This is a genomic window from Streptomyces desertarenae, from assembly GCF_042681365.1.
GTDB classification, from domain to species: Bacteria; Actinomycetota; Actinomycetes; order Streptomycetales; family Streptomycetaceae; genus Streptomyces; species Streptomyces desertarenae.
Genome location: NZ_JBHUFU010000008.1, coordinates 129,202 through 152,271, shown reverse-complemented (window position 1 = coordinate 152,271; position 23,070 = coordinate 129,202). Strand labels below are relative to the sequence as shown.

26 protein-coding genes and 1 riboswitch are annotated in these 23,070 nt (G+C 75.3%); of the genes, 11 read left to right on the top strand and 15 right to left on the bottom strand.

The window, feature by feature from the left end; all coding sequences use genetic code 11:
* Positions 1-62: 62 nt before the first annotated feature.
* The 3 genes from bioD to bioB form a co-directional block, all read right to left on the bottom strand.
* Positions 63-794, bottom strand: coding sequence for a dethiobiotin synthase (gene bioD, locus ACFSJS_RS15365; RefSeq protein ID WP_380900584.1), 732 nt, complete (start codon positions 792-794; stop codon positions 63-65).
* A gap of 64 nt (positions 795-858) precedes the next feature.
* Positions 859-2,229: an adenosylmethionine--8-amino-7-oxononanoate transaminase gene (locus ACFSJS_RS15360; protein WP_380900582.1), complete on the bottom strand. Its 1,371-nt coding sequence runs from the start codon at positions 2,227-2,229 to the stop codon at positions 859-861.
* Positions 2,222-3,442, bottom strand: a complete 1,221-nt coding sequence (bioB, locus tag ACFSJS_RS15355) for a biotin synthase BioB (RefSeq protein WP_380900806.1) — start codon at positions 3,440-3,442, stop codon at positions 2,222-2,224. The genes ACFSJS_RS15360 and bioB overlap by 8 nt, the downstream gene beginning before the upstream one ends.
* Before the next feature lie 150 nt (positions 3,443-3,592).
* Between bioB and ACFSJS_RS15350 the strand changes: the two genes are divergently transcribed.
* Both ACFSJS_RS15350 and ACFSJS_RS15345 read left to right on the top strand, forming a co-directional pair.
* Positions 3,593-4,846 (top strand): 8-amino-7-oxononanoate synthase, encoded by a 1,254-nt coding sequence (locus ACFSJS_RS15350; RefSeq protein ID WP_380900580.1) that lies wholly within the window; start codon positions 3,593-3,595, stop codon positions 4,844-4,846.
* Between the two features lie 271 nt (positions 4,847-5,117).
* Positions 5,118-5,555 carry an ATP-binding protein gene (locus tag ACFSJS_RS15345; protein WP_380900578.1) on the top strand — a complete coding sequence of 146 codons (438 nt, stop codon included), beginning with the start codon at positions 5,118-5,120 and terminating at the stop codon, positions 5,553-5,555.
* Positions 5,556-5,598: 43 nt separating this feature from the next.
* On the opposite strand, the gene ACFSJS_RS15340 is transcribed toward ACFSJS_RS15345, so the two are convergent.
* From ACFSJS_RS15340 to ACFSJS_RS15330, 3 genes are all read right to left on the bottom strand, one after another.
* The gene (locus ACFSJS_RS15340; RefSeq protein ID WP_380900576.1) at positions 5,599-6,099 is read right to left on the bottom strand and encodes a DUF6328 family protein; all 501 of its coding nucleotides are present in this window, start codon (positions 6,097-6,099) and stop codon (positions 5,599-5,601) included.
* 74 nt (positions 6,100-6,173) lie between these two features.
* Entirely contained in the window at positions 6,174-6,482 is a 309-nt protein-coding gene (locus ACFSJS_RS15335) for a hypothetical protein (protein ID WP_380900574.1), read from the bottom strand.
* Between the two features lie 11 nt (positions 6,483-6,493).
* On the bottom strand, positions 6,494-7,150 hold the full coding sequence (locus ACFSJS_RS15330; protein WP_380900572.1) for an ATP-dependent Clp protease proteolytic subunit: 657 nt from the start codon (positions 7,148-7,150) through the stop codon (positions 6,494-6,496).
* A 91-nt stretch (positions 7,151-7,241) separates the two neighbouring features.
* Here ACFSJS_RS15330 and ACFSJS_RS15325 point away from each other — a divergent pair, with 91 nt between their 5' ends.
* Positions 7,242-7,547 carry a type II toxin-antitoxin system Phd/YefM family antitoxin gene (locus ACFSJS_RS15325; protein ID WP_380900570.1) on the top strand — a complete coding sequence of 102 codons (306 nt, stop codon included), beginning with the start codon at positions 7,242-7,244 and terminating at the stop codon, positions 7,545-7,547.
* Positions 7,548-7,976: 429 nt separating this feature from the next.
* Here ACFSJS_RS15325 and ACFSJS_RS15320 read toward each other — a convergent pair whose 3' ends face one another.
* Positions 7,977-8,708, bottom strand: coding sequence for a lysophospholipid acyltransferase family protein (locus ACFSJS_RS15320; RefSeq protein WP_380900568.1), 732 nt, complete (start codon positions 8,706-8,708; stop codon positions 7,977-7,979).
* 458 nt (positions 8,709-9,166) lie between these two features.
* On the opposite strand from ACFSJS_RS15320, the gene ACFSJS_RS15315 reads away from it, so the two are divergent.
* Together ACFSJS_RS15315 and ACFSJS_RS15310 are read left to right on the top strand one after the other, a co-directional pair.
* Positions 9,167-9,460, top strand: coding sequence for an ArsR/SmtB family transcription factor (locus tag ACFSJS_RS15315; RefSeq protein ID WP_380900566.1), 294 nt, complete (start codon positions 9,167-9,169; stop codon positions 9,458-9,460).
* Entirely contained in the window at positions 9,457-9,843 is a 387-nt protein-coding gene (locus ACFSJS_RS15310; RefSeq protein ID WP_380900564.1) for a VOC family protein, read from the top strand. The genes ACFSJS_RS15315 and ACFSJS_RS15310 overlap by 4 nt, the downstream gene beginning before the upstream one ends.
* Positions 9,844-9,985: 142 nt before the next feature.
* On the opposite strand, the gene ACFSJS_RS15305 is transcribed toward ACFSJS_RS15310, so the two are convergent.
* Positions 9,986-11,107 (bottom strand): glycosyltransferase family 4 protein, encoded by a 1,122-nt coding sequence (locus ACFSJS_RS15305; RefSeq protein WP_380900562.1) that lies wholly within the window; start codon positions 11,105-11,107, stop codon positions 9,986-9,988.
* Between the two features lie 246 nt (positions 11,108-11,353).
* Positions 11,354-13,492 carry an amylo-alpha-1,6-glucosidase gene (locus ACFSJS_RS15300; protein ID WP_380900560.1) on the bottom strand — a complete coding sequence of 713 codons (2,139 nt, stop codon included), beginning with the start codon at positions 13,490-13,492 and terminating at the stop codon, positions 11,354-11,356.
* 329 nt (positions 13,493-13,821) lie between these two features.
* Between ACFSJS_RS15300 and ACFSJS_RS15295 the strand changes: the two genes are divergently transcribed.
* Complete coding sequence (locus ACFSJS_RS15295) at positions 13,822-14,229, top strand: SSI family serine proteinase inhibitor (protein ID WP_380900558.1); 408 nt, start codon at positions 13,822-13,824, stop codon at positions 14,227-14,229.
* Positions 14,230-14,286: 57 nt separating this feature from the next.
* On the opposite strand, the gene ACFSJS_RS15290 is transcribed toward ACFSJS_RS15295, so the two are convergent.
* The 4 genes from ACFSJS_RS15290 to ACFSJS_RS15275 form a co-directional block, all read right to left on the bottom strand.
* Positions 14,287-14,445, bottom strand: coding sequence for a hypothetical protein (locus ACFSJS_RS15290; RefSeq protein ID WP_380900556.1), 159 nt, complete (start codon positions 14,443-14,445; stop codon positions 14,287-14,289).
* 112 nt (positions 14,446-14,557) lie between these two features.
* On the bottom strand, positions 14,558-15,508 hold the full coding sequence (locus ACFSJS_RS15285) for a cytochrome c oxidase assembly protein (protein WP_380900554.1): 951 nt from the start codon (positions 15,506-15,508) through the stop codon (positions 14,558-14,560).
* Between the two features lie 117 nt (positions 15,509-15,625).
* Positions 15,626-16,363, bottom strand: coding sequence for a type 1 glutamine amidotransferase (locus ACFSJS_RS15280; RefSeq protein ID WP_380900552.1), 738 nt, complete (start codon positions 16,361-16,363; stop codon positions 15,626-15,628).
* A 44-nt stretch (positions 16,364-16,407) separates the two neighbouring features.
* Positions 16,408-17,646 (bottom strand): MurT ligase domain-containing protein, encoded by a 1,239-nt coding sequence (locus ACFSJS_RS15275; RefSeq protein WP_380900550.1) that lies wholly within the window; start codon positions 17,644-17,646, stop codon positions 16,408-16,410.
* A gap of 108 nt (positions 17,647-17,754) precedes the next feature.
* Here ACFSJS_RS15275 and def point away from each other — a divergent pair, with 108 nt between their 5' ends.
* Positions 17,755-18,300 carry a peptide deformylase gene (gene def / locus ACFSJS_RS15270; protein ID WP_380900548.1) on the top strand — a complete coding sequence of 182 codons (546 nt, stop codon included), beginning with the start codon at positions 17,755-17,757 and terminating at the stop codon, positions 18,298-18,300.
* Between the two features lie 67 nt (positions 18,301-18,367).
* Here the strand turns inward: def and ACFSJS_RS15265 are convergent, their stop codons facing one another.
* Positions 18,368-19,021: a TetR/AcrR family transcriptional regulator gene (locus ACFSJS_RS15265; protein ID WP_380900546.1), complete on the bottom strand. Its 654-nt coding sequence runs from the start codon at positions 19,019-19,021 to the stop codon at positions 18,368-18,370.
* A 162-nt stretch (positions 19,022-19,183) separates the two neighbouring features.
* On the opposite strand from ACFSJS_RS15265, the gene ACFSJS_RS15260 reads away from it, so the two are divergent.
* The 3 genes from ACFSJS_RS15260 (at position 19,184) to ACFSJS_RS15250 (ending at position 22,033) form a co-directional block, all read left to right on the top strand.
* Positions 19,184-20,437, top strand: a complete 1,254-nt coding sequence (locus ACFSJS_RS15260) for an acyl-CoA dehydrogenase family protein (protein WP_380900544.1) — start codon at positions 19,184-19,186, stop codon at positions 20,435-20,437.
* A gap of 386 nt (positions 20,438-20,823) precedes the next feature.
* A riboswitch (cyclic di-AMP (ydaO/yuaA leader) is annotated at positions 20,824-20,981 on the top strand.
* 3 nt (positions 20,982-20,984) lie between these two features.
* Entirely contained in the window at positions 20,985-21,458 is a 474-nt protein-coding gene (locus ACFSJS_RS15255) for a C40 family peptidase (protein WP_380900542.1), read from the top strand.
* A 176-nt stretch (positions 21,459-21,634) separates the two neighbouring features.
* Positions 21,635-22,033: a hypothetical protein gene (locus ACFSJS_RS15250; RefSeq protein ID WP_380900540.1), complete on the top strand. Its 399-nt coding sequence runs from the start codon at positions 21,635-21,637 to the stop codon at positions 22,031-22,033.
* A gap of 15 nt (positions 22,034-22,048) precedes the next feature.
* On the opposite strand, the gene ACFSJS_RS15245 is transcribed toward ACFSJS_RS15250, so the two are convergent.
* Complete coding sequence (locus ACFSJS_RS15245) at positions 22,049-22,516, bottom strand: MarR family winged helix-turn-helix transcriptional regulator (RefSeq protein WP_380900538.1); 468 nt, start codon at positions 22,514-22,516, stop codon at positions 22,049-22,051.
* A gap of 142 nt (positions 22,517-22,658) precedes the next feature.
* Here ACFSJS_RS15245 and ACFSJS_RS15240 point away from each other — a divergent pair, with 142 nt between their 5' ends.
* On the top strand, positions 22,659-23,060 hold the full coding sequence (locus tag ACFSJS_RS15240; protein ID WP_380900536.1) for a hypothetical protein: 402 nt from the start codon (positions 22,659-22,661) through the stop codon (positions 23,058-23,060).
* Positions 23,061-23,070: the final 10 nt, after the last annotated feature.

Sequence of the window (23,070 nt, the reverse complement as noted above, 5' to 3'; positions counted from 1 at the left end):
CCGCCGTCCGGACAGCCCGCCGGGCGGTCCGGCCGCCGGCCCGGTGCGGTGCGCCCGGCGGATCACCCCGGCCGGACCGGTTCCGCCCCGGCGGCCCGCCGCCCGCCCGTCCAGGTGCCGCCGAGCGCCGGAGAGAGCCAGCCCGCCGCGCTCCTGCGGAACACCGCCGGGTCCAGGGCGCCCGCCCCCTGCGGCAGCAGTCCGGCCAGCGGGGCGCCGGCCGCCACCGGGAGGTCGTCCAGGTTGCAGCGGGCCGCCAGGTCCGGCTCCCGGGGCCAGCTGCCGACCACCACCCCGGCGCACTCCAGGCCGCGGGCGCGCAGCGCCTCGGCCGTCAGCGCGGTGGCGTTCAGCGTGCCCAGCCCGGCCGCGGCGACCACCAGTACCGGGGCCCCCAGCAGCCGGGCGGCGTCGGCCAGGGTCGAGCCCCGCCCGTCGAAGCGCACCAGCAGCCCGCCCGCGCCCTCGACCAGCACCAGGTCGTGCTCCTCGGCCAGCGTCCGGGCCGTCTCCGCCACCGACTCGGGCAGCACCGGGGGGAGCCCGGCCCGCCGCGCCGCCGTCTCGGGCGCCAGCGGGTCGGGGTAGCGGGCCAGTTCCACGGCCGTCACCCGCGGTCCCGCCAGCCGCCGCACCTCGGCCGCGTCGCCCGGCTCGCCCTCGGCGACCCCGGTCTGCGCGGGTTTGAGCACCGCCACGGAGCGGCCCGCCGCCACCGCCGCGGCGGCCAGCGCCGCCGTGACCACGGTCTTGCCAACCTCCGTGCCCGTCCCGGTGACCACCAGCACCGACATTCCTCGTGCCTCTCCTCGATCCCCTCGGGCCCGTCCCCGGGTCCCGCCGTCCCAGCGGCGCGCTTCAGCCCGCGCGCGCCGCGGCGCACACCGCGGCCGCGATCCGCGCCACGTCCTCGTCCCCGGTGACGTACGGCGGCATGGTGTACACCAGGTCGCGGAACGGCCGCAGCCACACGCCGGCGCGCACCGCCGCCTCCGTCGCGGCGGCCATGTCCACCTCGTGGTCGAGCTGGACCACGCCGATCGCGCCCAGCACCCGCACGTCCCGCACCCCGGGCAGGGCGGCGGCCCCGGCGAGCCCGGCGCGCAGCCCGGCCTCGATCCGGCGCACCTCGCCCGCCCAGTCCTGCCCGAGCAGCAGGTCCAGCGAGGCGCCCGCCACCGCGGCGGCCAGCGGGTTGCCCATGAAGGTCGGGCCGTGGGCCAGCACCGGCACCTCGCCGCGTGAGATCCCCTGTGCCACCCGCGCGGTGCACAGCGTCGCCGCCATCGTCAGGTAGCCGCCAGTCAGCGCCTTGCCGACGCACATCACGTCCGGGGCGACCCCCGCGTGCCCGGCGGCGAACAGCGCGCCCGTCCGCCCGAACCCGGTGGCGATCTCGTCCAGCACCAGCAGCACGCCGTGCTCGTCGCACGCCTCGCGCAGCACCCGCAGGTAGGCGGGGGAGTGGAAGCGCATCCCGCCCGCGCCCTGCACCACGGGTTCCACGATCACCGCGGCCAGCTCGTCGGCGTGCGCGGCGACCGTCTCCCGCAGGTGCGCCTCGTACGCGGGGTCGGGCCCGGCGTCGAAGCCGTCCGGCGGGGCGTCGGCGAAGACCTGCACCGGCAGCGTCCCCGACCACAGGTGGTGCATGCCGCCGTCGGGGTCGCACACCGACATCGGGTGCCAGGTGTCCCCGTGGTAGCCGCCGCGCCAGGTCATCAGCCGCCGCTTGCCCGGCCGGCCCAGCGAGCGCCAGTACTGCAGGCACATCTTGACGGCCACCTCGACCGCCACCGAGCCGGAGTCGGCGAGGAAGACGTGCTCCAGGCCCTCGGGGGAGACGGCCACCAGGCGCTCGGCCAGCCGCACGGCGGGCTCGTGGGTGAGGCCGCCGAACATCACGTGGCTCATCCGCTCCAACTGGGCGCGGACCGCGTCGTCGAGCGCCGGGTGGCGGTAGCCGTGGATCGCCGACCACCACGACGACATGCCGTCGACCAGCTCGTCGCGCCCCCAGGCCGGCCGCGCCAGCCGCAGCCGGACCCCGGAGGCGGAGGAGACCACCAGGGGCTCGGCGCGGCCGGGCATCGGGCCGTAGGGGTGCCAGACGTGGCGCCGGTCGAGTTCGAGCAACTCCTCGCAGGAGAGCCCGGGGGACGGCTCCGGCAGCCCGGCGCCTCCTCCCGGGAGGACCGCGGGGGAGGGGAGGGAGGGGGCGTCAGGCATTGGGCGGCAGCTCCGTGCCCGCGCCCCGCCGCCGCACCGCCACCAGGTCGGTGCGCGCCCGTCCGGGGGCCTGCGCGGCCTGCGGTACGGCGTCCGCGGGACCGGCCTCCCCGGCCGCCCCGCCGCCCTCCTCGGCGGAGGCGTCGCCGCACGGACCGCAGCCACCGCCGCCGTGCCCGCCGCAGCCGGACCCGGCCGCCGGTGCGTCCGCCCGGTGCTCGGGCAGGGTCCGCTCCCCGGCGCCCTCCACCTCGAAACCGGCGTCGGCGATCATCTCCAGGTCCGCCTTGCCCGCCTGGCCCTCGCTGGTGAGGTAGTCGCCCAGGAAGATCGAGTTGGCCAGGTGCAGTGCCAGCGGCTGCATCGACCGCAGGTGCACCTCGCGCCCGCCGGCCAGCCGGACCTCCACGTCGGGGCAGACGAACCGGACCATCGCCAGGATGCGCAGGCAGCGCTGCGGGGTGAGGTTCCACTCCTTCGCCAGCGGCGTCCCCTCGAAGGGGATCAGGAAGTTGACCGGCACCGAGTCCGGATCCAGCTCCCGCAGCGAGAAGACCACGTCCACCAGGTCCCCGTCCGACTCGCCCATGCCCGCGATCAGGCCCGAGCAGGCCGACAGCCCGGCCGACCGCGCGTGCCGGACCGTCTCCACGCGGTCGGCGTAGGTGTGGGTGGTGGTGATGCTCCCGTAGGTCGCCTCGGAGGTGTTGAGGTTGTGGTTGTAGGCGTCCGCCCCCGCCTCACGCAGCCGCTCGGCCTGGCCGTCGGAGAGCAGGCCGAGGCAGGCGCACACCTCGACGTCGCCGTGCTGCGACTTGATGGCGGAGATGGTCCTCGAGACGCGGTCGACGTCCCGGTCGGTGGGCCCGCGTCCGCTGGCCACCAGGCAGACCCGCTTGGCGCCCCCGGCCACACCCGCGCCGGCCGCCTCGGCGGCCTCCTCGGGCTTCAGCCAGGTGTACGTGAGGATGTCGGCCTTCGAGCCCAGCCGCTGCGAGCAGTACGAGCAGTCCTCCGGGCAGAGCCCCGACTTCAGGTTGACCAGGTAGTTGAGCTTCACCCGCCGGCCGAACCAGTGGCGCCGCACCTTCCCGGCGGCGGCCACCACGTCGAGGAGTTCGTCGTCGGAGGTGGCCAGCACGGCCAGAGCCTCGTCGCGTGTGGGCAGCTCGCGCCGCAGCCCCTTGTCCACCAGCGTCTTCAGCAGGTCCATGGCGCTGATCCTGTCGTACGCCGCTTCCGGGGCCAAGGACGGACTCCCACAAACGCCCTGATGGAAGGTGTGTGCATCGCCACACCCCGCCCGGCCCCGGCCCGCGGCTACCTTGGGGCGGACCCGACAGAAGGCGAGGGACGGCCAGTCATGCCGCAGGAACGCACCGGTCCCCCGGGCGGGGGGACACCGCCGGCCGCCGGCGCGGGCCCGGTTCCGCCCGCGCGGTCGCCCGCGCCCGCGCCCCCCGGACCGTCCCCGGAGGCCGATCCGTTCGACTGGATCGGCGAACGGCTGGAGCAGCGCCGCCGCGCCGGCCTGCTGCGCTCCCTGCGGCCCCGCCCCGCCGACTCCCGCCTGCTGGACCTGGCCGGCAACGACTACCTCGGCCTCACCCGGCATCCCGAGGTCGTCGCGGCGGCCCGGCACGCGGCGCACCGCTGGGGCGCGGGCGCCACCGGCTCCCGGCTGGTCACCGGCACCACCGAGCTGCACGCCGAGTTGGAGGCCGAACTCGCCGGCTTCTGCGGCTTCGAGGCGGCCCTGGTGTTCTCCTCCGGCTACGCCGCCAACCTGGCCGCCGTCACCGCCCTGACCGACCGCGGCACCCTGGTGGTCTCCGACGCCGCCAACCACGCCTCCCTCATCGACGGCTGCCGGCTCTCCCGCGCCGCGACCGCCGTCGTCCCGCACGCCGACCCCGGCGCCGTCGCCGGGGCCCTCGACGGCTTCGACGGCCGGGCCGTGGCCGTCACCGACGCCGTCTTCTCCGTCGACGGGGACGCCGCGCCGCTGGCCGAACTGGCCGCCGTCTGCCGGGACCGGGGCGCCGCGCTGGTGGTGGACGAGGCGCACAGCCTCGGCGTCCTGGGCGACGGCGGGCGAGGCGCCCTCCACGCGGCCGGGCTGGCGGGTGCGCCCGGCGTCGTCGCCACCGCCACCCTCTCCAAGGCGCTCGGCAGCCAGGGCGGCGTCGTCCTCGGCCCGGCGCGCGTGATCGACCACCTGGTCAACACCGCCCGCACCTTCGTCTTCGACACCGGGCTCGCCCCCGCCGCGACCGGAGCCGCCCTCGCCGCGCTGCGGCTGGTGCGCGCCGAACCCGCCCGTGCCGCCCGGGTCCGCGCCGCCGCCCGGAAGCTGCACGCGGGGCTGACCGCCGCCGGGCTGGACGCCACGCGCCCGGACGCCGCGGTGGTCTCCGTGCGCGCCCCCGCGCCGGAGGCGGCCGTCCGCTGGGCCGCCGACTGCCGGGCCGCCGGGGTGGCCGTGGGCTGCTTCCGGCCGCCGTCGGTGCCCGACGGCGTCTCGCGGCTGCGGCTGACCGCCCGCGCCGACCTGACGGACGCCGACGTCGCCGCGGCCGTCGCCGCCGTCGCGGGCACGGCGCCGCCGGCGCCCTGACCGGTGGCGGGCCGCGCCCGCCGGGCGCGGTCCGGCGGCGCTTCCGGCGGGATTCGGCGGGTTTCCGGCGGGCGGTCGCACCAAGAACGGTGACAACGCGCGGAGTTCACCGCTTCGGGCGACAGAAACCGGTGCATGTCGGGTGAACGGCCGCAGTCGCGTCGACATGATGGCACTCTGACGCGAAGCAGCCATCCGAGGGCGGCTCCGTCTCCACATACCGGCACCGCGCCGGAGTCCCGCCCCCGGTGGGAAAGGGACGAAGCTCGCCATGGCAGATCATCAGGAAGCGTCCGTCACCCTTCCGAGCGCCCCCGCCTCGGTCACGGCCGCGCGCAGATACGTCACGGACGTCCTCGTCGAGTGGGGCGTCGCAGGTGGGATCAGCGGAAACGATCTGGCGGACACCGTCCGCCTCATCGTCTCCGAGCTGGCCACCAACGCCGTCCAGCACACCTTCGGCCGATCGCCGACCTTCACCGTCGACATCCGGCTGGAGCACGACGAGACGCTCCGGGTCGGGGTGACCGACAGCCACCCCCGCCGGCCCCGGAGGCTGCCGGCCGCCGTCCAGCAGGACAACGGCCGCGGCATGGTCATCGTCCGCAGCCTCGCCGCCGAGACGGGCGGGAGCCTCACCGTCGTGCCCACCGCGGAGGGCGGCAAGACGGTCTGGATCACCCTGCCGCGACGGACCCCGCTGGGCTGACCCCGGCCGGCCCGCCTCCCCGGCGGGACCCGCGGGGCGCCGTTCACCGCTCCGGAACCCGTCCCGCCGCGCGCGCCCCCGCGCCGGGCGCCCTGCGGCGCATGCCGAGGGGCAGCAGCACCCACACCGCCGCGCAGAGGACGAGCACGCCCGCCGCCACCGCGATCCCGGCGGCCCGCCCCAGCACCACGTCCACCACCAGCAGCACCGCTCCGGTCAGCGCGAGGGCGAGCACGGCCAGGCCGATGGCGGCCAGGCGCGAGGACGCGTCGACGAGCATCCGCTTGGCCCCCTTCCGGAACAGCGCCCGGTGCAGTGCGGCCGGAGCCGTGAAGAGGATGGCCGCGACGACGGCCAGCAGCAGGGTCGTCACGTAGGTGCCGCGCTGCACCCGGTCCAGGTCGGCGAAGCGCTGGGTGAAGGCGAGCGTGAGCAGGAAGGCGAAGAGGATCTGGACGCCGGTCTGGACGACCCGCACCTCCTGCAGCAGTTCGGTGAAGTTGCGGTCGTCGCGCTCCAGGGGCGTCTCACGGCGGTGGTTCATGGTGGTTCCGGTAGCCGCCGTGGGACGGGTCACTCGCCGCCGGTCCGGTAACGCCCGGGGCCCGGCGGCCCGCGTCAGCCCCCGGGGCCGGGCGGAAGGGCGACCAGAGCGGTGCGGCGCCGCCCGTCCAGCACCCGCAGCGCCCGCGCCAGCGTGCCCGCGTGGACCTCGTTCTCGCCGCGGTCGTGCATCGTCGCCAGCGCGTCCCGCAGCGCCGTCGCCCGGCCGACCAGGGCCTGGGCGGCGCGCAGCGCGCCGTAGGTGTCCCGGCCGCGCGCGGGGTTGATCCGGCCCAGCAGGTCGACCACCTCCAGGTAGCGGTCGACCAGTTCGCACTCGGCCCGGGTCAGGGCGGGCAGGGCAGGCGGTTCCGGGGGCAGCATGCCGCCTCCGCTCACCGCAGGGGGCGCGCCGGGCGGGGCGCCCTGCGGTCGGCCGTCAGCCGGTCCACGAGCCCGTAGGCCACGGCGCCCTCGGCGTCGAAGAAGGTGTCCCGCTCCAGGTCCTGCCGGACGCGCTCCGGCGGCCGGCCGGTGTGGAGCGCCAGCAGCTCCTCCAGCTTGGCCCGGACGCGCAGCATCTCCCGGGCGTGGATCTCCAGGTCGCGCGCCTGGCCCTGGACGGGTTCGGCGAGGGAGGGCTGGTGGATCATGATGCGCGCCCCGGGCAGGGCCAGCCGCTTCCCCGGGGTTCCGGCCGCCAGCAGCACGGCCGCGGCGGAGGCCGCCTGGCCCAGGCAGACGGTCTCGACGTCGCAGGAGACGAACCGCATCGTGTCGTAGATCGCGGTCATGGCGGTGAGCGAGCCGCCGGGGGAGTTGATGTAGAGGGAGATGTCCCTCCCGGGGGCACTGTGCTCCAGGTGCACGAACTGCGCGATGACGTCGTTGGCGGAGGCGTCGTCGATCTGCGTCCCGAGGAAGACGATGCGCTCCTCCAGGAGCTTGGAGTACGGGTCCAGGGTCCGTACGCCGTAGCCGGTGCGCTCGGTGAACTCGGGTAGGACGTGGCGGGCGACGGGTCGGGGGGAGGCGGAAGCGGGTCGGTGCACGGCGATCGGTCCCTTCGTGGGCCGGCAGGCGGGCAACTCCGGCAGGTAATGTACAGAATTTACAGGACGTACATCCGGTTATGCTGGGAGCATGGCCTACGAAATTCCGGTCACGCAAGCCCGTGCCGAACTCGCCGACCTGATCAACCGTGTGGTGTACGGGGGCGAGCGGGTGGTGGTGACGCGCCACGGCAAGCCTCTGGTGGCCCTGGTGACCGCCGCTGACCTGGAGCGACTGGAGGGAATGGGTGCCTCCGGCGACGACGGGGTGATCAGCACCGTCTCGTCCGTGCGGGAGGTGCCGTCCGCTCCGGGCGAACGGAGCCGCTTCGGCATCGCGGCGCACCACCCCGGCCCGCCCGGTGGCGAGCGCCGCCCGGGGCACCAAGGCGGGTGACGCCGGCAGGGGGGGGCGGGCCGGGGCGGCGGCCGGGCAGAGGGGGCGCGGGGGCCGGGGGCGCGGTGCCCCTCGACGCGGGGCGAGGAGTCGTTCCTCCTGCCTCGCCCCGCCCCTGTGAGGGCCGGGCTCGTCAGGAGCGAACGCCCGGAGGGGCGTTCCGCCCGCCCTGCTGGTCCAGGTGTGGGCCGAGGCCCTGCGCGACGCCAGGCTCGCCGAGACCCCGAGCACGGGCTGCGCGGGGATCGGCGAGGCGTGGGCGAGGATCGTCGGGAAGCACCGGAGCCGGGGGACGAGGCGCGCCGGTGACGCGGCGGAGCCGGGGAACGGCCTGCGCGCCCTGACGTCGATGGCCGGCCCGGACGAGGCCCGGGGCGGGGAGGCGGGCGCGAACGGCGGGGCCGGGGGGTGGCGCCGCGGGCCCGGCGGTCACGGCGCGGCGCTCCCGGGCGCCGGGCCGGCGTCGTCACCGTTCCGGTGGGCCGCCGCCTGCGCGGCCTTGGCGTCGGGGGCGTACAGGTCCACGTACTCCTGGCCGGACAAATTCATGATCGCGTACATGATCTCGTCGGTGACCGCCCGCAGGACGGTGCGCTCCTCGTGCAGGCCGGCGAAGCGGGAGAAGTCCAGCGGTTCGCCGAAGCGGATGGTGACCCGCCCGATCCTCGGCAGCGACCGGCCCGGCGGCTGGATCTCGAACGTCCCCACCATGGCGCACGGCACCACCGGCACCCCCGTCCGGAGGGCCATGACGGCGACCCCGGTCCGCCCCCGGTACAGCCGGCCGTCGTGCGACCGGGTGCCCTCCGGATAGATGCCGAGCAGCTCCCCCCTGCCCAGCACCTTCAGCCCCTCCTCGATCGCCGCCCGCCCGGCGCCCCGGCCGGAGCGGTCCACGGGGATCTGCCCGGCGCTGCGGAAGAACGCCGCGGTCAGCCTCCCCTTCAGGCCGGGACCGGTGAAGTACTCCGCCTTGGCCAGGAAGGTGATGCGCCGGTGCAGGATCGCGGGCATCAGGAAGTGGTCGGAGAAGGACAGATGGTTCCCGGCGACGATCGCGGCGCCCTCGTCCGGCACGTTCTCCAACCCCTCGATGCGGGGTCTGAACAGCAGTCGCAGGAGCGGGCCCAGCAGGACGTACTTCAGGACGTTGTAGAACACGGGTCGACTCCCTACTCCGCCGGGCGGGCGCCTGGGCTGCGTTCTTCCGGGACCGGGCGGCGGATCCGGGGGAACCGGCGCCTGCCCGGGCGGCACCGGCGGCGACGGTTCCCGATCGGACCCGCACCGGCCTGTTGCTGGTGCGGGGGCGGATCGTCGGGCCGTTCCGGCCCGTGTCCGGCGCTTACCCCTCCAGGGCCGCCGCAGGCACCCGGGTGCCGTCCGGTGCCGCCGTACGGCGCACGCGTCCCGCCGGGCCGTGTCGCGGCACCGCGCCGGCGCCGCCGGCGTGCCGGGGAAGCCGCGGCCCCCGGCGGGACGTTCCGGATCCGCCGACTCCCGCGTGGGCGCCGGGCGTTGGCCCCGGGGGCCGGAACCGGGCCGGCCCGCCCCCGGGCCGGACGACGGCGGGGTGTCCGGCTTGATATGCAAGCAATCACTTGCCTATGGTGGCGGCCATGGCGGAGGACGTCTTCAAGGCCCTGGCCGACCCCACTCGCCGACGCATCCTCGACGAGCTGGCGGAGCGGGACGGCCAGACCCTGTTCGAGCTGTGCGGACGGCTGGTGGCCAAGCACGGCCTGGGGCTGTCCCGCCAGGCGGTCAGCCAGCACCTGGCCGTGCTCGAGTCCGCGGGCCTGGTGGTCCCGCGGCGTCAGGGCCGCTACAAGTTCCACGACCTGAACACCGAACCGCTTGAGCACCTCGTGACCCGGTGGCTCAGGCCCGACGCACCGGGGAGTGCCTCATGAGGATCCACCTGTCCAGCGTCTTCGTCGACGACCAGGACAAGGCCCTGCGCTTCTACACCGACGTGCTGGGCTTCGTGAAGAAGCACGACGTCCCGCTGGGTGAGGACCGGTGGCTGACCGTGGTCTCGCCGGAGGACCCCGACGGGACCGAACTGCTGCTGGAGCCCTCCGGCCACCCCGCGGTGCCGCCGTACAGGGCGGCGCTGGCCGAGGACGGCATCCCGGCCGCCTCCTTCGCCGTGGACGACGTGCACGCGGAGTTCGACCGGCTGCGCCGACTCGGGGTGCACTTCACCCAGGAGCCGCTGGAGGCGGGCCCGGTCACCACCGCGGTTCTGGACGACACCTGCGGCAACCTGGTCCAGATCGTGCACAGCGCATGACGGGGGCCCCGCGCGGGCACCGGCCGCGGCCCACCGCCCGCGGCCGGGTCCGGAGCCGTCCCGGCAGGGCGGCTCCGGTGCCGGGCCCGGCACCGGAGCGCGCGGGGCGGCGAGGTCCGGCCGCCGCCGGCCGGGGCGGCCGTCAGGCCACGGGCAGCATGTCGGCGGCCGCCGCGCCCGCCGGGGAGGAGCCGTCCGGTTCCGGCGGGACGTCCCCGGGAGCCCCGCCGCGCGCCGCGACGGCCCGGAGGTAGACCGCCTCGTACCCGGCCGCCATGATCTCCGGACGGAACCGCTCGACGACGCTCTTGCGGCACCGCGCCGGGTCCAGCCGGTCCACGGCCCGGACCGCCTCGGGCAGTTCGGCCGGATCGTCGCGCACCAGGCCCGTCGCCCCGTCCTCCACCACCTCGGGGACCGAGCCGCGCCGGAGGGTGACCACCGGGGTGCCGCAGGCCATGGCCTCGATCATCACCATGCCGAAGGGCTCCTCCCACTGCAGCGGGAACAGCAGGCAGCGGGCTCTGGCCAGCAGCTCCTTCTTGCGGACGCCGCCGACCTCGCCGAGCCACTCGACGCCCTCGCCCAGCCGGGGCCTGATCTCGGCCTCGAAGTACTCGCGTTCGGCGGGTTCGCTGCACTTGGCCGCCAGCCGGATCTCCCGGCCCGCGGCGCGGGCGGCGTCGATGGCCAGGTGCATGCCCTTGTCGGGGGTGCAGCGGCCCAGGAAGAGGACCCAGTCCTCCTTGTCCGGCCGGTAGGGGAAGTCCTCGGGGCGGAGTGCGTTGTGCACGGTGCCGCACCAGTTGAGTTCGGGGGCGGTGCGGCGCTGGGCGTCGGAGATGGCCACCAGGTGCACGCTGTCGCCCAACTGCCGGTAGTACTCGCCCGGTTCGCCCGCCACCGGGCCGTGGACGGTGACCACCGTCGGGACGCTCCGGCCGCGGGCCAGCAGCGGACCGGCCAGTGAGTGGTCGTGCACCACGTCGACCTCCAGGCCGTCCAGGATCCGCCCGGCCGCCGCCGCGTGCAGCACCTCCGGCAGCGGCTCGCCCAGCCGCGGCCCCTGCGGCACGTCGTAGGTGCGCACCATGCGGGCGCGGGTCCCGTTGCGGCCGGCCGCGATCAGCGTCACCTGGTGACCGCGGGCCACCAGCGCGTCGACCAGGTCGGCGCACATGGCCTCGATGCCCCCGTAACCGCGCGGGGGCAGGTCGAACCACGGCGGCGCGACCATTGCGATGCGAAGCTGCCGGTTGCTCATACGACTCCTCCTTTGCACGCGTCGGCGCTCCGGACGCGGGCCGGGAGCCTGGTCGGGGGCTCCCGGCCGGGTGGGCCCGGGCGGGGCGGAAGTCCCCGGCCGGACGGGCCCGGACGGGGAAGAGGGGAAGAAGGGAGAGGACGGGAGGGGGCCGGCGCCCGGCCGGGCGGGGCGGCCCCGGGGCGGTGGGGACGGGACGGTGCGGGACGGGCGCCGCCGCGGCCCGGTGGAGGCCCGGCGGCGGGCCTAGGGGGCTCGGCCGTCGGACGCCGCGCACGGGCACGGCTCGTCCGTCAGCTCCACCCCGGGGGGCAGCCCGTCCACCTCCAGCCGGCCGTCGCGCAGCTCGACGCGCACCCGCGCGCCGCCGAGCGGCAGGTCCTCGAGCCGCAGCGGACCGAAGCGCTCGGGCAGGGCCGGGGCGAGGCGCAGCCGCCCGTGCGGCAGGCACGCCTCGGCGCCCAGCAGGACGCGCAGCAGGTGCAGCGGGGTGGCCGAGGCCCACGCCTGCGGCGAGCAGGACGCCGGGTACGGGACGGGCTGGTCGTACTCGGCGCGGTCGAAGCCGCACAGCAGCTCGGGCAGCCGCCCGCCGAAGGCCGCCGCGGTGTCGAGCACGGCCTCGGCCACGCGCCGGGCGTGCCCGGTGAAGCCGTAGCGCATCAGCCCGGCCGCCGCGATGCCGCTGTCGTGCGGCCACACCGAGCCGTTGTGGTAGCTCATCGGGTTGTAGGCGGCCATGGAGGTGGCCAGCGTCCGCACGCCCCAGCCGCTGAACAGCTCCGGTGAGAGCAGGTGTTCGGCGACCTGCGGCGCCCGCTCGGCGGCCACGATGCCGCTCCACAGGCAGTGGCCCATGTTGGAGGCCAGGGAGTCGACGGGCCGCTTGGCGCCGTCCAGCGCCATCGCGTACCAGCCCCGCTCCGGCAGCCAGAAGCGCTCGTCGAACCGGCGCCTGAGCTCGCGGGCCTTCGCCCGCCAGCGCTCGGCGCCCCCGGCGTCCCCGGCGTCCTCGGCCAGCAGGGCGCGGGCCAGGTAGGCGGCGTGGACGTAGCCCTGCACCTCGGCCAGGGCGATCGGCGGTTCGGCGATGCGGCCGTCGGCGCCGTTGACGCCGTCCCAGGAGTCCTTCCAGCCCTGGTTGGCCAGTCCCCGGTCGGTGGCGCGCCGGTACTCCACGAACCCGTCGCCGTCCCGGTCCCCGTACCGCTCGACCCACTCCAGCGCCCGGTCGGCGTGCGGCAGCAGCGCCCGCACCGCCTCCCGGTCGGCGCCCCAGCGCAGCAGCTCGCCCAGCAGGACCACGAAGAGCGGGGTGGCGTCGACGGTGCCGTAGTAGACGTTGCCGCCCAGCACCAGCGAGGCGTCCACGCCGAAGCGCAGTTCGTGCGGGATCCTCCCGGGCTCCTCCTCGGTCATCGGGTCCACCCGGGTGCCCTGGTAGCGGGCGAGGACCCGGGCGGTGCCCAGGGCCAGCCGCGGATCGGTGGGCAGTGCCATCAGGGCGGTGAGGATCGAGTCCCGCCCGAACAGGGCCATGAACCACGGCGCGCCGGCCGCCACCACCGGGGTGTCGGGCACCTCGGGGTCGAAGATGCGCAGCGCGCCCAGGTCGCGGCGGCTGCGGCGCAGCGTGGCGCCCAGCGCCTCGTCGCCCACCGAGACCTTGGGGCCGGTCTCCAGCCAAGCGGTGTTGCGGACCACCGGACCGGCCTGCTCCACGGGCCGCTCCAGCGGGAAGGACGTCGGCGTCTCGACCCCGTCCACCAGCGGGGTCACCAGGACGGACGTGCGCCACGTGCCGCGCGGGGGCACCACGACCCGGAAGGCGAGCGAGCCCGACGCACTGATCGCCCCCTCGGCGGCGATCCGGACGCCCCGGCTCTGCCCGCGCCACTGGCGCGTCAGCTCCAGCGTCCCGTCGCCGTGCTCCACCCCGTGCCGGCCGCGGTGGCGCACCCGCCCCTCCTTCACCTCGAACAGGTCGGCGAAGTCGGCCTCGGCGCGGAGGGTGAGCACGCAGGCGGCGGCCTCGTTGCCGAGGTTGCGCAGCACCACGTCCTCGCGCATCCCGGCCCCCACGAACCTGCGGCGCTCGATCAGGAGCGTGGCCTCCGCCTGTCCGGGCCGGGGACGGGCCCGGGCGAGCAGGACCGCGCGGTACGGCTCGGGCACCATCGCGGAGAGCGGGTCGGGTTCCTCGTCGTCCAGCCGCAGCCCCCAGGCCGACAGGATGCGGGTGTCGCGGTAGAAGAGCCCCTGCGACGTGCCGGGGACGATGTCACCGCCCGGCTCGGACAGACAGAACGACGAACCCTCGATGAGTGTGACCGCGCCGGTGTCGACCCGCGCGGATTCTCCGGCGAAAGTCCATCCCTCCGCCATCGTCACCCTCCCACACAGCAGGAAACGGCATGCCGGGGCGATCCACCGGCAGCGAGGCGAGCACGAAGCATGCACGAGAGAACGTCCGGGACGTCCTCGCGGACATCACGCGACGATCACCGTCTTTATACGATGCCGCGCAAGTTTCCTTCAAGGCGCGTGGCAGTGGAGTGGAGCGCGGGACGCTGAGGCACCGGGCGTCCGGACGGGTGGAACGGTGTCGGCCGGACGGCGGACGGGGCGGCGCGGTGCCTTGCCCGGTCCGCGCCGGCGCGCTGGTGTGAACGGCGATCGTCTCCGGTTTTCCGTACCGTGCCGAGGAGGCCCCCATGCTCCCGCGTTCCCGCACCGCCGCCGTCGCGGCCGTCGCCGCGCTCCTCACGATCGCCCCGGCGTCCGCCGTGCGGGCCGAGGCCGCGGACCCGGCGCCCGCCCGGGGCGAACTCTTCCTGACCGTCTCCGACGCGGCGGGCACCTGGACGCGTGGAGTGCTGCTGACCTGCCCCGACCAGGGCGACGGGCCCCACCCCCGCGCGGCCGCCGCCTGCGCCGACATCGAGCGGGCCGGGGGAGAGCTGCGCGCCCTCTCCGGCCGGCAGCACCACTGCACCAACGAGCACCGGCCGGTGGTCGCCGAGGCCGAAGGAATCTGGCGGGACGGCTCGCTGCGGTGGAGCGCGGAATTCCCCAACGCCTGCGCGCTCACCCGCGAGACCGGGGCCGTGTTCGACTTCTGACCCGCGCGTCCCCGGGTCCTCCCCGACGTCCGCGGGGGGACCCGGGGACGCGGCGGTTCAGCGGTCCTTCGCCGTGGCCAGCCCCAGGGTCGCCAGGCCCAGGACCACCCAGGCGAACCACAGCCAGCCGCTGCCCCCCAGGGCCACGGTGTAGGCGGTGATCACCACCAGGGCGGCCAGTGTGGTGGCGGCCATGGTCTTCGCCGTCTCCTGCATCGCTCGCACCCTCCTCCCGGTCGGTGGGACGGGTACCCCGGGCGCGGGCGTCGACCCGTCCCGCCGCGGTCCGGACACCCTCCTGCGATGTCCGGCCACGGCCCGTCGCGCGCTACCGTCCGCGGGCCTGCAACGACGACAGGTAGGCGTTGTAGGCCGCCAGCTCCCGGTCGCCGTCGCGGTCGGCGGCCCGGTCGCTGCGCCGGGCCTGCCGCTGCTCGGAGAAGTACCACTGGAAGACCAGGGCAATCAGGACGACGACCGACGGGATCTCGCTGAACGCCCAGGCGATGCCGCCCGCCGCGTGCTGGTCGGACAGCGCGGTGACGCCGAGCGAGGCGGGCGGGTCGGCGTACGTCTCCACCATCGGCTCGCCGGCCATCATCAGCGCGATGCCGAAGAAGGCGTGGAAGGGCATGCCGGCGAACAGCTCCAGCATCCGCATCACGTAGCCGGGGCGGTTCGGCCCGGGGTCCACGCCCATGATCGGCCAGAAGAAGACCAGCCCGACCGCGAGGAAGTGCACCATCATCGCGATGTGCCCGGCCCCGGACCCCATCAGGAAGTCGAACAGCGGGGTGAAGTACAGGGCGTACAGGCTCGCGATGAAGACCGGGATGGTGAACGCCGGGTGCGTGACGACCTGCACGTACCGGCTGTGCAGCACGGCCACCAGCAGCTCGCGCGGCCCCTTCCGGCCGCGCCCGGCGGCCGGCAGCGCGCGGAGCGCGAGCGTCACCGGGGCGCCCAGCAGCACCAGGATCGGCGACAGCATGCTGATCACCATGTGCTGCACCATGTGAACGCTGAAGAGCACCATGCCGTAGTCGTTGAGGCCGGTGCACATCGTCAGCGCCACCGTCAGCACGCCCAGCACGAAGGAGACCGTGCGACCCGCCTGCCAGGCGTCGCCGCGCCGCCGCAGCCGCACGACGCCCCACCCGTAGAGCGCCAGTGCCAGGAGGCAGCCGGTGAGGAAGAACGGCTCGGGGGAGAACTCCAGGCCACGTCCGAGGGTGAACGGCGGCAGGTCCGCCGGCATGCCGTGTCCGTCGTGGTCCATCCGCAGCTCTCCCATATCGTGCCGATCCGCTCGAACCAGAGTAGAACCGCCCCCGGCCGGGGGTACGGCCGGGGGCGGCGAGCCGGACGGGCGCCCGCCGGCGGGCGCGGGGCGGCGTCAGGCGGGCTGGGTGGCCGCGGCGATCCGCTCGGCCCGCAGCGCCTCGTACCAGCGGTCGTCCACCGGCGGCAGCGCGTTCACGTCCAGGGCGATCTTGATCAGGAGATCCGCGATCTGCGGGTTCCTGGCCAGGACCGGGCCGTGCATGTAGGTGCCGAAGACGGTGTCGTTCCAGGCGCCCTCGGTGCCGTCGCCCGTGCCGTTGCCCCGGCCCAGCCGCACCCGCGCCAGCGGCCGGGCGGTCGGGCCCAGGTGCGTGACCCCCTGGTGGTTCTCGAAACCGGTGAGCTGGGGCAGGCCCAGTCGCTCGTCGATGTCGGCCAGGACGTCGCCGACGCAGCGCTCGCCCTCGCCGCGGGTGCTGGTCACGTCCAGCAGGCCCAGACCCGGCTCGCGCTGCCCGAGGTCGTTGATGAACTCGTGCCCCAGGATCTGGTAGCCGGCGCAGACCGAGAAGACGATCGCGCCGTTGTCGACGGCCCGGTTCAGCCCGCCGTCGCGGCGCAGCCGCTCGGCCGCCAGCCGCTGCGGCCGGTCCTCGCCGCCGCCGATCAGGTAGATGTCCCCGGAGGTGGGGATCGGCTGGTCGGACCGGACGTCCACCCGGTGCACGGTCAGTCCGCGCTGCCGCGCGCGCCGCTCCACCACCAGTGCGTTGCCCTGGTCGCCGTAGGTGCTCAGCAGGTCCGGGTAGACCCACACCAGGCGCAGGCCGCTGTCATTCGTGCTCGCCATCCTCGCCGTGCCTTTCGTAGGGCTCTGTGCTTGCGGGAACCGGGTCAGTTGCCGACGACGCGGCGGATGTCCTGGAAGGCGGTGTAGTTGGCGATCGCCTCGATCCGGCCGGGCGGGCACTGCCGCACGGCCTCGGGGACGCTGTCGCACACCTGGAAGTCCACCCCCGCGACCTCCAGCCGGACCGCCAGGTCCAGCTTGCGGTCGCCGAGCACGCAGATGGGGTGCCCGGCCAGCCGGGAGTAGTCCACGTCCCACAGCCAGGAGGTGTCGGTGCCGTCCGCCGAGCGGGCGTTGACCGCCAGGATGACGGGCGCGGGCGGGGCGTCGATCAGCGAGAACGTCTCCAGCCAGCCGGCCGGGTTCTTGGCCAGCAGCAGCCGCAGCTCCCGCCCCTGGTAGGACACCACGTCGTAGCGGCCGGCCACCGCGGTCACCGAGTACATGCGCTCCAGCGCCGTCTGCGGCGGAACGCCGAAGGCGGCGGCGACGGCCGCGGAGGTGGTGGCGTTGGCCTTGTTGGCGCGGCCGGGGAGCTGCAGGCGGATCGGCCAGGCCGAACCGTGCGGGTCCAGCACGTGGTCGCCGGAGAGCGCCCAGCTCGGGGTGGGGCGGCGGAAGCCGCACTCGCCGCAGAACCAGTCGTCGCCGGGGCGCTGCATCACACCGCCGCAGGCGGGGCAGGACCAGGCGTCGTCCTTCCACTCCTGGCCGGCGGCCACCCACACCACGTTCGGCGAGGAGGAGGCGGCCCACACCACCAGCGGGTCGTCGGCGTTGGCCACGATCACGGCCTTGGAGCCGGACAGGCCCTCGCGCCACCGCTCGGCGAGCATCCGGGTCTCGGCGGCGCGGTCGAGCTGGTCGCGGGAGAGGTTGAGCAGGGCGATGGCCTTGGGCGTCACGTCGCGGGCGACCGCGGAGAGGTACTTCTCGTCGACCTCGATGACGCCGTAGCGGGCGTCGCCGCCCCCGGCGAGCGCCGCGGTGATGCCCGCGGGCATGTTGGCGCCCAGCGCGTTGGAGACGACCGGCCCCGCGGCGCGCAGCGCCTCGGCGATCAGCCGGGTCGTGGTGGTCTTCCCGTTGGTCGCCGACACCAGGACGACGTCCAGGTTCTGGGCGAGCCGGGCCAGCAGGTCGGGGTCGAGTTTGAGCGCCACCTTTCCGCCGATCACCGATCCGCTGCCGCGGCCCGCGGCCCGCGACACCGCCGCGGCGGCCTTGCCCGCCGTCACGGCCAGCTTGGCCCGCGGCGGCAGCGGCTCCGTGTTGCCTGCCATCGTCCTTGTCCCTCCTTGCCCCTGGATCGGGCATCAGCCTACCGAGGTCCTCTCCCGGTCCCGCACCGCGCCACCCGGGGATGATCAGCACGGCGTAGTGTGGCGCCCATGCACCGCGGCAGCATTCCCGGAAGCTCCGGCTCCGTCCGCCCCCTGCGGACGCTGGGCGAACAGGTCCTGCACGCGGCGTGCGCGGAGGTGACGGAATTCGGCGCGGAGACGGCCCGCCTGGTGGAGGACCTCTTCGCGTCGATGTACGCCGCGCACGGTGTGGGCCTGGCGGCCAATCAGGTCGGCGTCCCCCTGCGGATCTTCGTCTACGACTGCCCGGACGACGAGGACCGCCGCCACCTGGGCCACGTGGTCAACCCCCGTCTGGTGGAGGCCGGGGGCGCCATCGTACGCGGTCCGGAGAGCTGCCTGTCGCTGCCCGGTGCGGAGGCGCCGGTGCCGCGCCACGACCTCGCGGTGGTGGAGGGGGTCGACGCCGCCGGGGCGCCGGTGCGGATCGAGGGGAGCGGCTTCTTCGCCCGCTGCCTCCAGCACGAGTGCGACCACCTGGAGGGCACCGTCTACCCCGACCGCCTGGCGGGGCCGCGCCGCCGCCGGGTGCTGCGGGCGGTGCGCCGGAGGGTGCCGCGGGCGCAGGGGTAGCGCCGCGGGCGGGGTTCCGGCGGGGCGGCACCGGCCGGCGGGAGGCGCCCCGGACGCCGGGGCCGCGTCAGAAGCCGGGGCCGCCCTCGCGGTCGTCCGCGGTGGCCAGGGCGCCCCACAGCAGGTCCGCCAGGTGCCCCACGAGCTGCTCCCGGGGGCAGGGCCGCTCACCCAGCCACCAGTCGCCGGCGGCGTGCATCATGCCGACGATGCCGTGCCCCCACACCCGGGCCCGCTCCTCGGCCGCGGAGCCGGCGTCGACGCGTTCGGCGATGACGGTGGCCAGTTCCTCGCCGAGCCGGCGCAGCAGCGGCGCCGAGTGCTGCCCGACGTCGAAGCCCCGCTCGCCGCCGGACTCCTCGGCCGGGTGCATCAGGAAGCGGTACACCTGGGGCCGGGCCTCGATGGCGGCCAGGTAGGTGTCCAGGGCGGCCTCCACGCGCTCGCGCCGGTCGGTGGGTTCGTCCAGCGCGGTGCGCAGGGAGTCCACCAGGGCGTCGGTGTGCCGCACGGCCAGGGCGCGGTAGAGGCCGCCCTTGTCGCCGAAGTGCCGGTAGAGGATGGGCTTGGTGATCCCGGCCTCGGCGGCGATGGCGTTCATCGAGGCACCGGGGCCGTCCCGCAGCACCACCCGCTCGGCCGCCTCCAGCAGCTCCCTGCGGCGGCGCTCGGCGGTGCCGCGCCGGCCCTCCTGGGGTCTGTCCTGCCGTGTGGTCCCCATCTGCCCTGGCCTCCCCGTTCCGGTGTGCCTCGCTCTGCTCCGCCCTCGCGCAACGTAACACCCGGCGGGAGCGGCGGGACGGACCGCCGAGCGGCGGTCGACGGCACACCGGCCGGTAACATGGTCGCGTTACCGCTAGTAACAACGGATGGAGGGGCTTCCATGGCGGAGTTCGCACTCGACCTCAACGACGACCAGAAGGCCGTGCGGGACTGGATCCACGGCTTCGCGGCCGACGTCATGCGCCCCGCCGCCGCCGAGTGGGACGAACGCGAGGAGACTCCCTGGCCCGTCATCCAGGAGGCCGCCAAGATCGGTCTGTACTCGCTCGACTTCTACGCCCAGCAGTACTTCGACCCCACCGGACTGAGCATCCCGATGGTGATGGAGGAGCTGTTCTGGGGCGACGCGGGCATCGGCCTGTCGATCGTCGGCACCGGGCTGGCGGCCGTCGGCGTGCTCGCCAACGGCACCGAGGAGCAGATCGGCACCTGGATCCCCCAGATGTACGGCGACGCGAGCGACGTGAAGGTCGCCGCCTTCTGCTCCTCCGAGCCGGACGCCGGGTCGGACGTCTCCGCGATGCGCACCCGCGCGGTCTACGACGAGGCCAGGGACGAGTGGGTGCTCAACGGCACCAAGACCTGGGCGACCAACGGCGGCATCGCGAACGTCCACGTCGTCGTCGCCGTCGTCGACCCCGAACTCGGCTCCAGGGGCCACGCCTCGTTCATCGTCCCGCCGAACACCCCGGGCCTCTCCCAGGGGCAGAAGTTCAAGAAGCACGGCATCCGCGCCTCCCACACCGCCGAGGTCGTCCTGGACGACGTCCGGGTCCCGGGCCACTGCCTGCTGGGCGGCAAGGAGAAGCTCGACGAGCGTCTGGCCCGCGCCCGCGAGCGGGCGCGGAAGGACGGCGCGGGGGCGTCCTCCGCCGGGGGCGGGGAGAGGGTGGGGAACGCCGCGATGGCCACCTTCGAGGCGTCCCGCCCGGCCGTGGGCGCCCAGGCCGTCGGCATCGCCCGCGCCGCCTGTGAGATCGCCCTGGAGTACGCCAAGACCCGGGTGCAGTTCGGCCGTCCGATCATCGACAACCAGGGCGTCGCCTTCCAGCTCGCCGACATGCGCACCCGTGTCGACGCCGCCCGGATGCTGGTGTGGCGCGCCTCGTGGATGGCGGCCGCGGGCAAGCCGTTCGAGGCGGCCGAGGGGTCGATGTCCAAGCTGTTCGCCGGCGAGACGGCCAGGTCCGTCACGGCCCAGGCGATGCAGATCCTCGGCGGCAACGGCTTCACCCGGGAGTACCCGGTGGAGCGCATGCACCGGGACGCCGCGGTCTACACCGTCTTCGAGGGCACCAGCGAGATCCAGCGCCTGGTCATCGCCCGCGCGATCTCCGGCGTGCACATCCGCTGACGTCCGGCCCGCCCGGTGCCCGGGCGGGCCGGTGCCGCCGGCGTGCGGCCGGACCGCGCCGCGACCCGCCGCGGTCACCCGACACGGCGGCAGCCATTCGGGGTGATCGCGGTGGCGCCCCTCCCGCCCGGCCGTGCGCCTCCCGTGGCGCGCGCCGCCCCGACCGGACCCGGAGGCTGCTGGTCAGAGCCCCTCGGGGGGCGGTGCGCACCGGCCGGGGAGAGCGATCCGCACCGCGGGACACACGAGTGATCATGTTCACAAAAGACCTTCGCTCGCCCAATCCGGACTGTTTTTGACGCAGTATCCGTAGACAACTGCAAGTCCCCGCAGAAGGGCGGGGCCGCTCGGACGGACGCCGAATCCTGCCGCCGCCCGGGTGAGAAGACGGACTGACGACGAGACGGCAGGAGCGGGAGACCCGAGCACGGCGGACCGCGCCGCACGACGCGGTCCTTGGGGTGAAGCCACATCAGGTGGCCGGGCAACTTCGCCGGCCCGAACCCGACAGGTCATCTTTCGCAGGCGTATGACGAAGGGTTCACTCATGTCTGCGCACGCACCCATAGCAGGACGGCTGTCCCGAGTGGGCATCACCACCGCCGTCACCGCCGTCACCCTGGCGGGGACGGCGCTGATCCCGTCGGCCACCCCCGAGGCCGAGGCGGCCACCCCCGCGAGCAAGGCGCTCAAGGTCGCGGCCTCCAAGAAGGGGTCGCCCTATCAGTACGGCGCCGCGGGCCCCAACCGGTTCGACTGCTCGGGACTCACCCAGTACTCGTACAAGAAGGCGGGCAAGAAGCTGCCGCGCACCGCGGCCGCCCAGTACAACCGCGCCAAGAAGATCTCCGCCGGTTCCCGCAAGAAGGGCGACCTGGTCTTCTTCCACTCCGGCGGCAGCGTCTACCACGTCGGCATCTACGCCGGGGAGGGCAGGGTCTGGCACTCCCCGAAGCCGGGCAAGACCGTCCGCAAGGAGCGGATCTGGACCAAGAGCGTGCGTTACGGGCGCGTGAGGTGACACCGGGACGGGCCGGGCGGATCCCACCGGGACCGCCCGGCCCGTCCGGGCCCGCCCCGCCCCGCCCCGGCGGCCCCGCGCCGGTGCGGTAGGAGGCCGGTACCGCGCGGCCGCTCCGGCGGCGCCCCTAGAGTGGTCCGCGTCCCGCCGGCGCGGCGGGGGAAGGGGGCGGAGCCGTGGAACCGGGCGGAACCGGGACAGGGAGGGCGGGGAGGGCGAGGCTGCTCCTGGCCGCCGGATGGGCGGCGCTCGCCGCGGGAGGCGCCGGGACCACCTGGGTGCTGGACGCCGAGATCGCGCAGGACTCCGCGCGCTACGGCTGGAGCGAGTACGCCCCCGAGCGGGAGGGCCCCCTGCCCACCCCCGCGAAGGACCTCTGCGCGCCACCGCAGATCCCGGCCCCCTGGCACTTCCGGGTGTGCCCGGTGCCCGTCGCCGAGCCGGACGGCATCCCGTCCCGGTGGGCGACGCTGGAGGAGGCCCGCACCGGGGAGCCGCACCCCGGGCGCCGCGAGGAGGTGTCCGGCGGGCCGGGCCCGTGGGCCACCTCCGTGCCCCGCCACCCGTACGGGTGAGGGACGCCCGCGCCCTCACTCCTCCCGGCGGGACGGCGCGTGGTGCTCCAGGGCCCGCTGCAGCAGCCGCACCAACTGCCCGCGCTCGTCCGCGGAGAGACCGGCCAGCAGCTCGTCCTGCGCCCGGCCCAGCACCTCGTCGAGCCGCTCCAGGTGCCGGCGCCCCCCGGGGGTGACGGAGACGATGTTGCGCCGCCGGTCCGCCGGATCGGGGGAACGGGTGACCAGGCCCCGGTCGGCCAGTTCGTTGAGCGCGGCGACCACGTCGCTGCGGTCGATGCCGCAGCGGCGCCCCAGCGCGGCCTGGCTGGCCGGACCGTACTCCTCCACGGCGGCGAGCAGGGCGTAGTGGTAGCGGCGGTCGTCGGTGGCGGAGAACGCGTCCCACACCAGCCGGTGGGCGTGCGCCGTCAGCTGCGACAGCAGCCAGCTCGGAGTGTTCCTCAGCCGGGTGGGCGCGGCATCGCAGGCCGTCGGGTCCATGCGGGGAGCCTAACAAGGACGTTGGTCGCACCCACGAGGAAACCGGGCGCCGAGGGGTCTTCTCCGCCCGGCCGACCCGAACGGACCGCAAGCCTTCCGATCGGGCTGTGACCATCGCCCGCACCGGGGTACAGGTGGGGCTATGAGCACTGAACAGAGCGGACAGACCGCGCAGACCGGCGGACAGGACGTGTGCCAGGTCGAGATCGAGCTGCCCCACTGCACCGCCCCGGACGCCGAGGCCGTCTTCACCGCCCTCGGATCGCTCTTCCCCCGATCGCCCCAGCTGGGGGACGGCCACCGCGGGGCCGGAGGGGGAGGCGGCGAGCGGAGGTTCTGGACGGGGACGGTCGACGTCCGCACGCGCGGCGAGGCGGGCGAGGCCCCGGCGCTGGGCGAGGCGGTCGAGGCCGACCTCAGCGGCAGCCCCGACGCGGTGCGGCAGGTCCAGGAGGCCCTGGCCGGCCTCTACGACGTGGCGGCCGAACCCCGGATCTCCGGCGACCAGGAGGTGGAGGTGCGGCTGAGCCTCACCCAGCGCTGACCGGACGGCT

What these genes read in the sequence shown, in the direction of transcription:
- bioD (WP_380900584.1), bottom strand. Translation starts at nt 794, where the DNA reads ATGTCGGTGCTGGTGGTCACCGGGACGGGCACGGAGGTTGGCAAGACC.
- ACFSJS_RS15360 (WP_380900582.1), bottom strand. Translation starts at nt 2,229, where the DNA reads ATGCCTGACGCCCCCTCCCTCCCCTCCCCCGCGGTCCTCCCGGGAGGA.
- bioB (WP_380900806.1), bottom strand. Translation starts at nt 3,442, where the DNA reads ATGGACCTGCTGAAGACGCTGGTGGACAAGGGGCTGCGGCGCGAGCTG.
- ACFSJS_RS15350 (WP_380900580.1), top strand. Translation starts at nt 3,593, where the DNA reads ATGCCGCAGGAACGCACCGGTCCCCCGGGCGGGGGGACACCGCCGGCC.
- ACFSJS_RS15345 (WP_380900578.1), top strand. Translation starts at nt 5,118, where the DNA reads ATGGCAGATCATCAGGAAGCGTCCGTCACCCTTCCGAGCGCCCCCGCC.
- ACFSJS_RS15340 (WP_380900576.1), bottom strand. Translation starts at nt 6,099, where the DNA reads ATGAACCACCGCCGTGAGACGCCCCTGGAGCGCGACGACCGCAACTTC.
- ACFSJS_RS15335 (WP_380900574.1), bottom strand. Translation starts at nt 6,482, where the DNA reads ATGCTGCCCCCGGAACCGCCTGCCCTGCCCGCCCTGACCCGGGCCGAG.
- ACFSJS_RS15325 (WP_380900570.1), top strand. Translation starts at nt 7,242, where the DNA reads ATGGCCTACGAAATTCCGGTCACGCAAGCCCGTGCCGAACTCGCCGAC.
- ACFSJS_RS15315 (WP_380900566.1), top strand. Translation starts at nt 9,167, where the DNA reads ATGGCGGAGGACGTCTTCAAGGCCCTGGCCGACCCCACTCGCCGACGC.
- ACFSJS_RS15310 (WP_380900564.1), top strand. Translation starts at nt 9,457, where the DNA reads ATGAGGATCCACCTGTCCAGCGTCTTCGTCGACGACCAGGACAAGGCC.
- ACFSJS_RS15305 (WP_380900562.1), bottom strand. Translation starts at nt 11,107, where the DNA reads ATGAGCAACCGGCAGCTTCGCATCGCAATGGTCGCGCCGCCGTGGTTC.
- ACFSJS_RS15300 (WP_380900560.1), bottom strand. Translation starts at nt 13,492, where the DNA reads ATGGCGGAGGGATGGACTTTCGCCGGAGAATCCGCGCGGGTCGACACC.
- ACFSJS_RS15295 (WP_380900558.1), top strand. Translation starts at nt 13,822, where the DNA reads ATGCTCCCGCGTTCCCGCACCGCCGCCGTCGCGGCCGTCGCCGCGCTC.
- ACFSJS_RS15290 (WP_380900556.1), bottom strand. Translation starts at nt 14,445, where the DNA reads ATGCAGGAGACGGCGAAGACCATGGCCGCCACCACACTGGCCGCCCTG.
- ACFSJS_RS15285 (WP_380900554.1), bottom strand. Translation starts at nt 15,508, where the DNA reads ATGGACCACGACGGACACGGCATGCCGGCGGACCTGCCGCCGTTCACC.
- ACFSJS_RS15280 (WP_380900552.1), bottom strand. Translation starts at nt 16,363, where the DNA reads ATGGCGAGCACGAATGACAGCGGCCTGCGCCTGGTGTGGGTCTACCCG.
- ACFSJS_RS15275 (WP_380900550.1), bottom strand. Translation starts at nt 17,646, where the DNA reads ATGGCAGGCAACACGGAGCCGCTGCCGCCGCGGGCCAAGCTGGCCGTG.
- def (WP_380900548.1), top strand. Translation starts at nt 17,755, where the DNA reads ATGCACCGCGGCAGCATTCCCGGAAGCTCCGGCTCCGTCCGCCCCCTG.
- ACFSJS_RS15265 (WP_380900546.1), bottom strand. Translation starts at nt 19,021, where the DNA reads ATGGGGACCACACGGCAGGACAGACCCCAGGAGGGCCGGCGCGGCACC.
- ACFSJS_RS15260 (WP_380900544.1), top strand. Translation starts at nt 19,184, where the DNA reads ATGGCGGAGTTCGCACTCGACCTCAACGACGACCAGAAGGCCGTGCGG.
- ACFSJS_RS15255 (WP_380900542.1), top strand. Translation starts at nt 20,985, where the DNA reads ATGTCTGCGCACGCACCCATAGCAGGACGGCTGTCCCGAGTGGGCATC.
- ACFSJS_RS15245 (WP_380900538.1), bottom strand. Translation starts at nt 22,516, where the DNA reads ATGGACCCGACGGCCTGCGATGCCGCGCCCACCCGGCTGAGGAACACT.
- ACFSJS_RS15240 (WP_380900536.1), top strand. Translation starts at nt 22,659, where the DNA reads ATGAGCACTGAACAGAGCGGACAGACCGCGCAGACCGGCGGACAGGAC.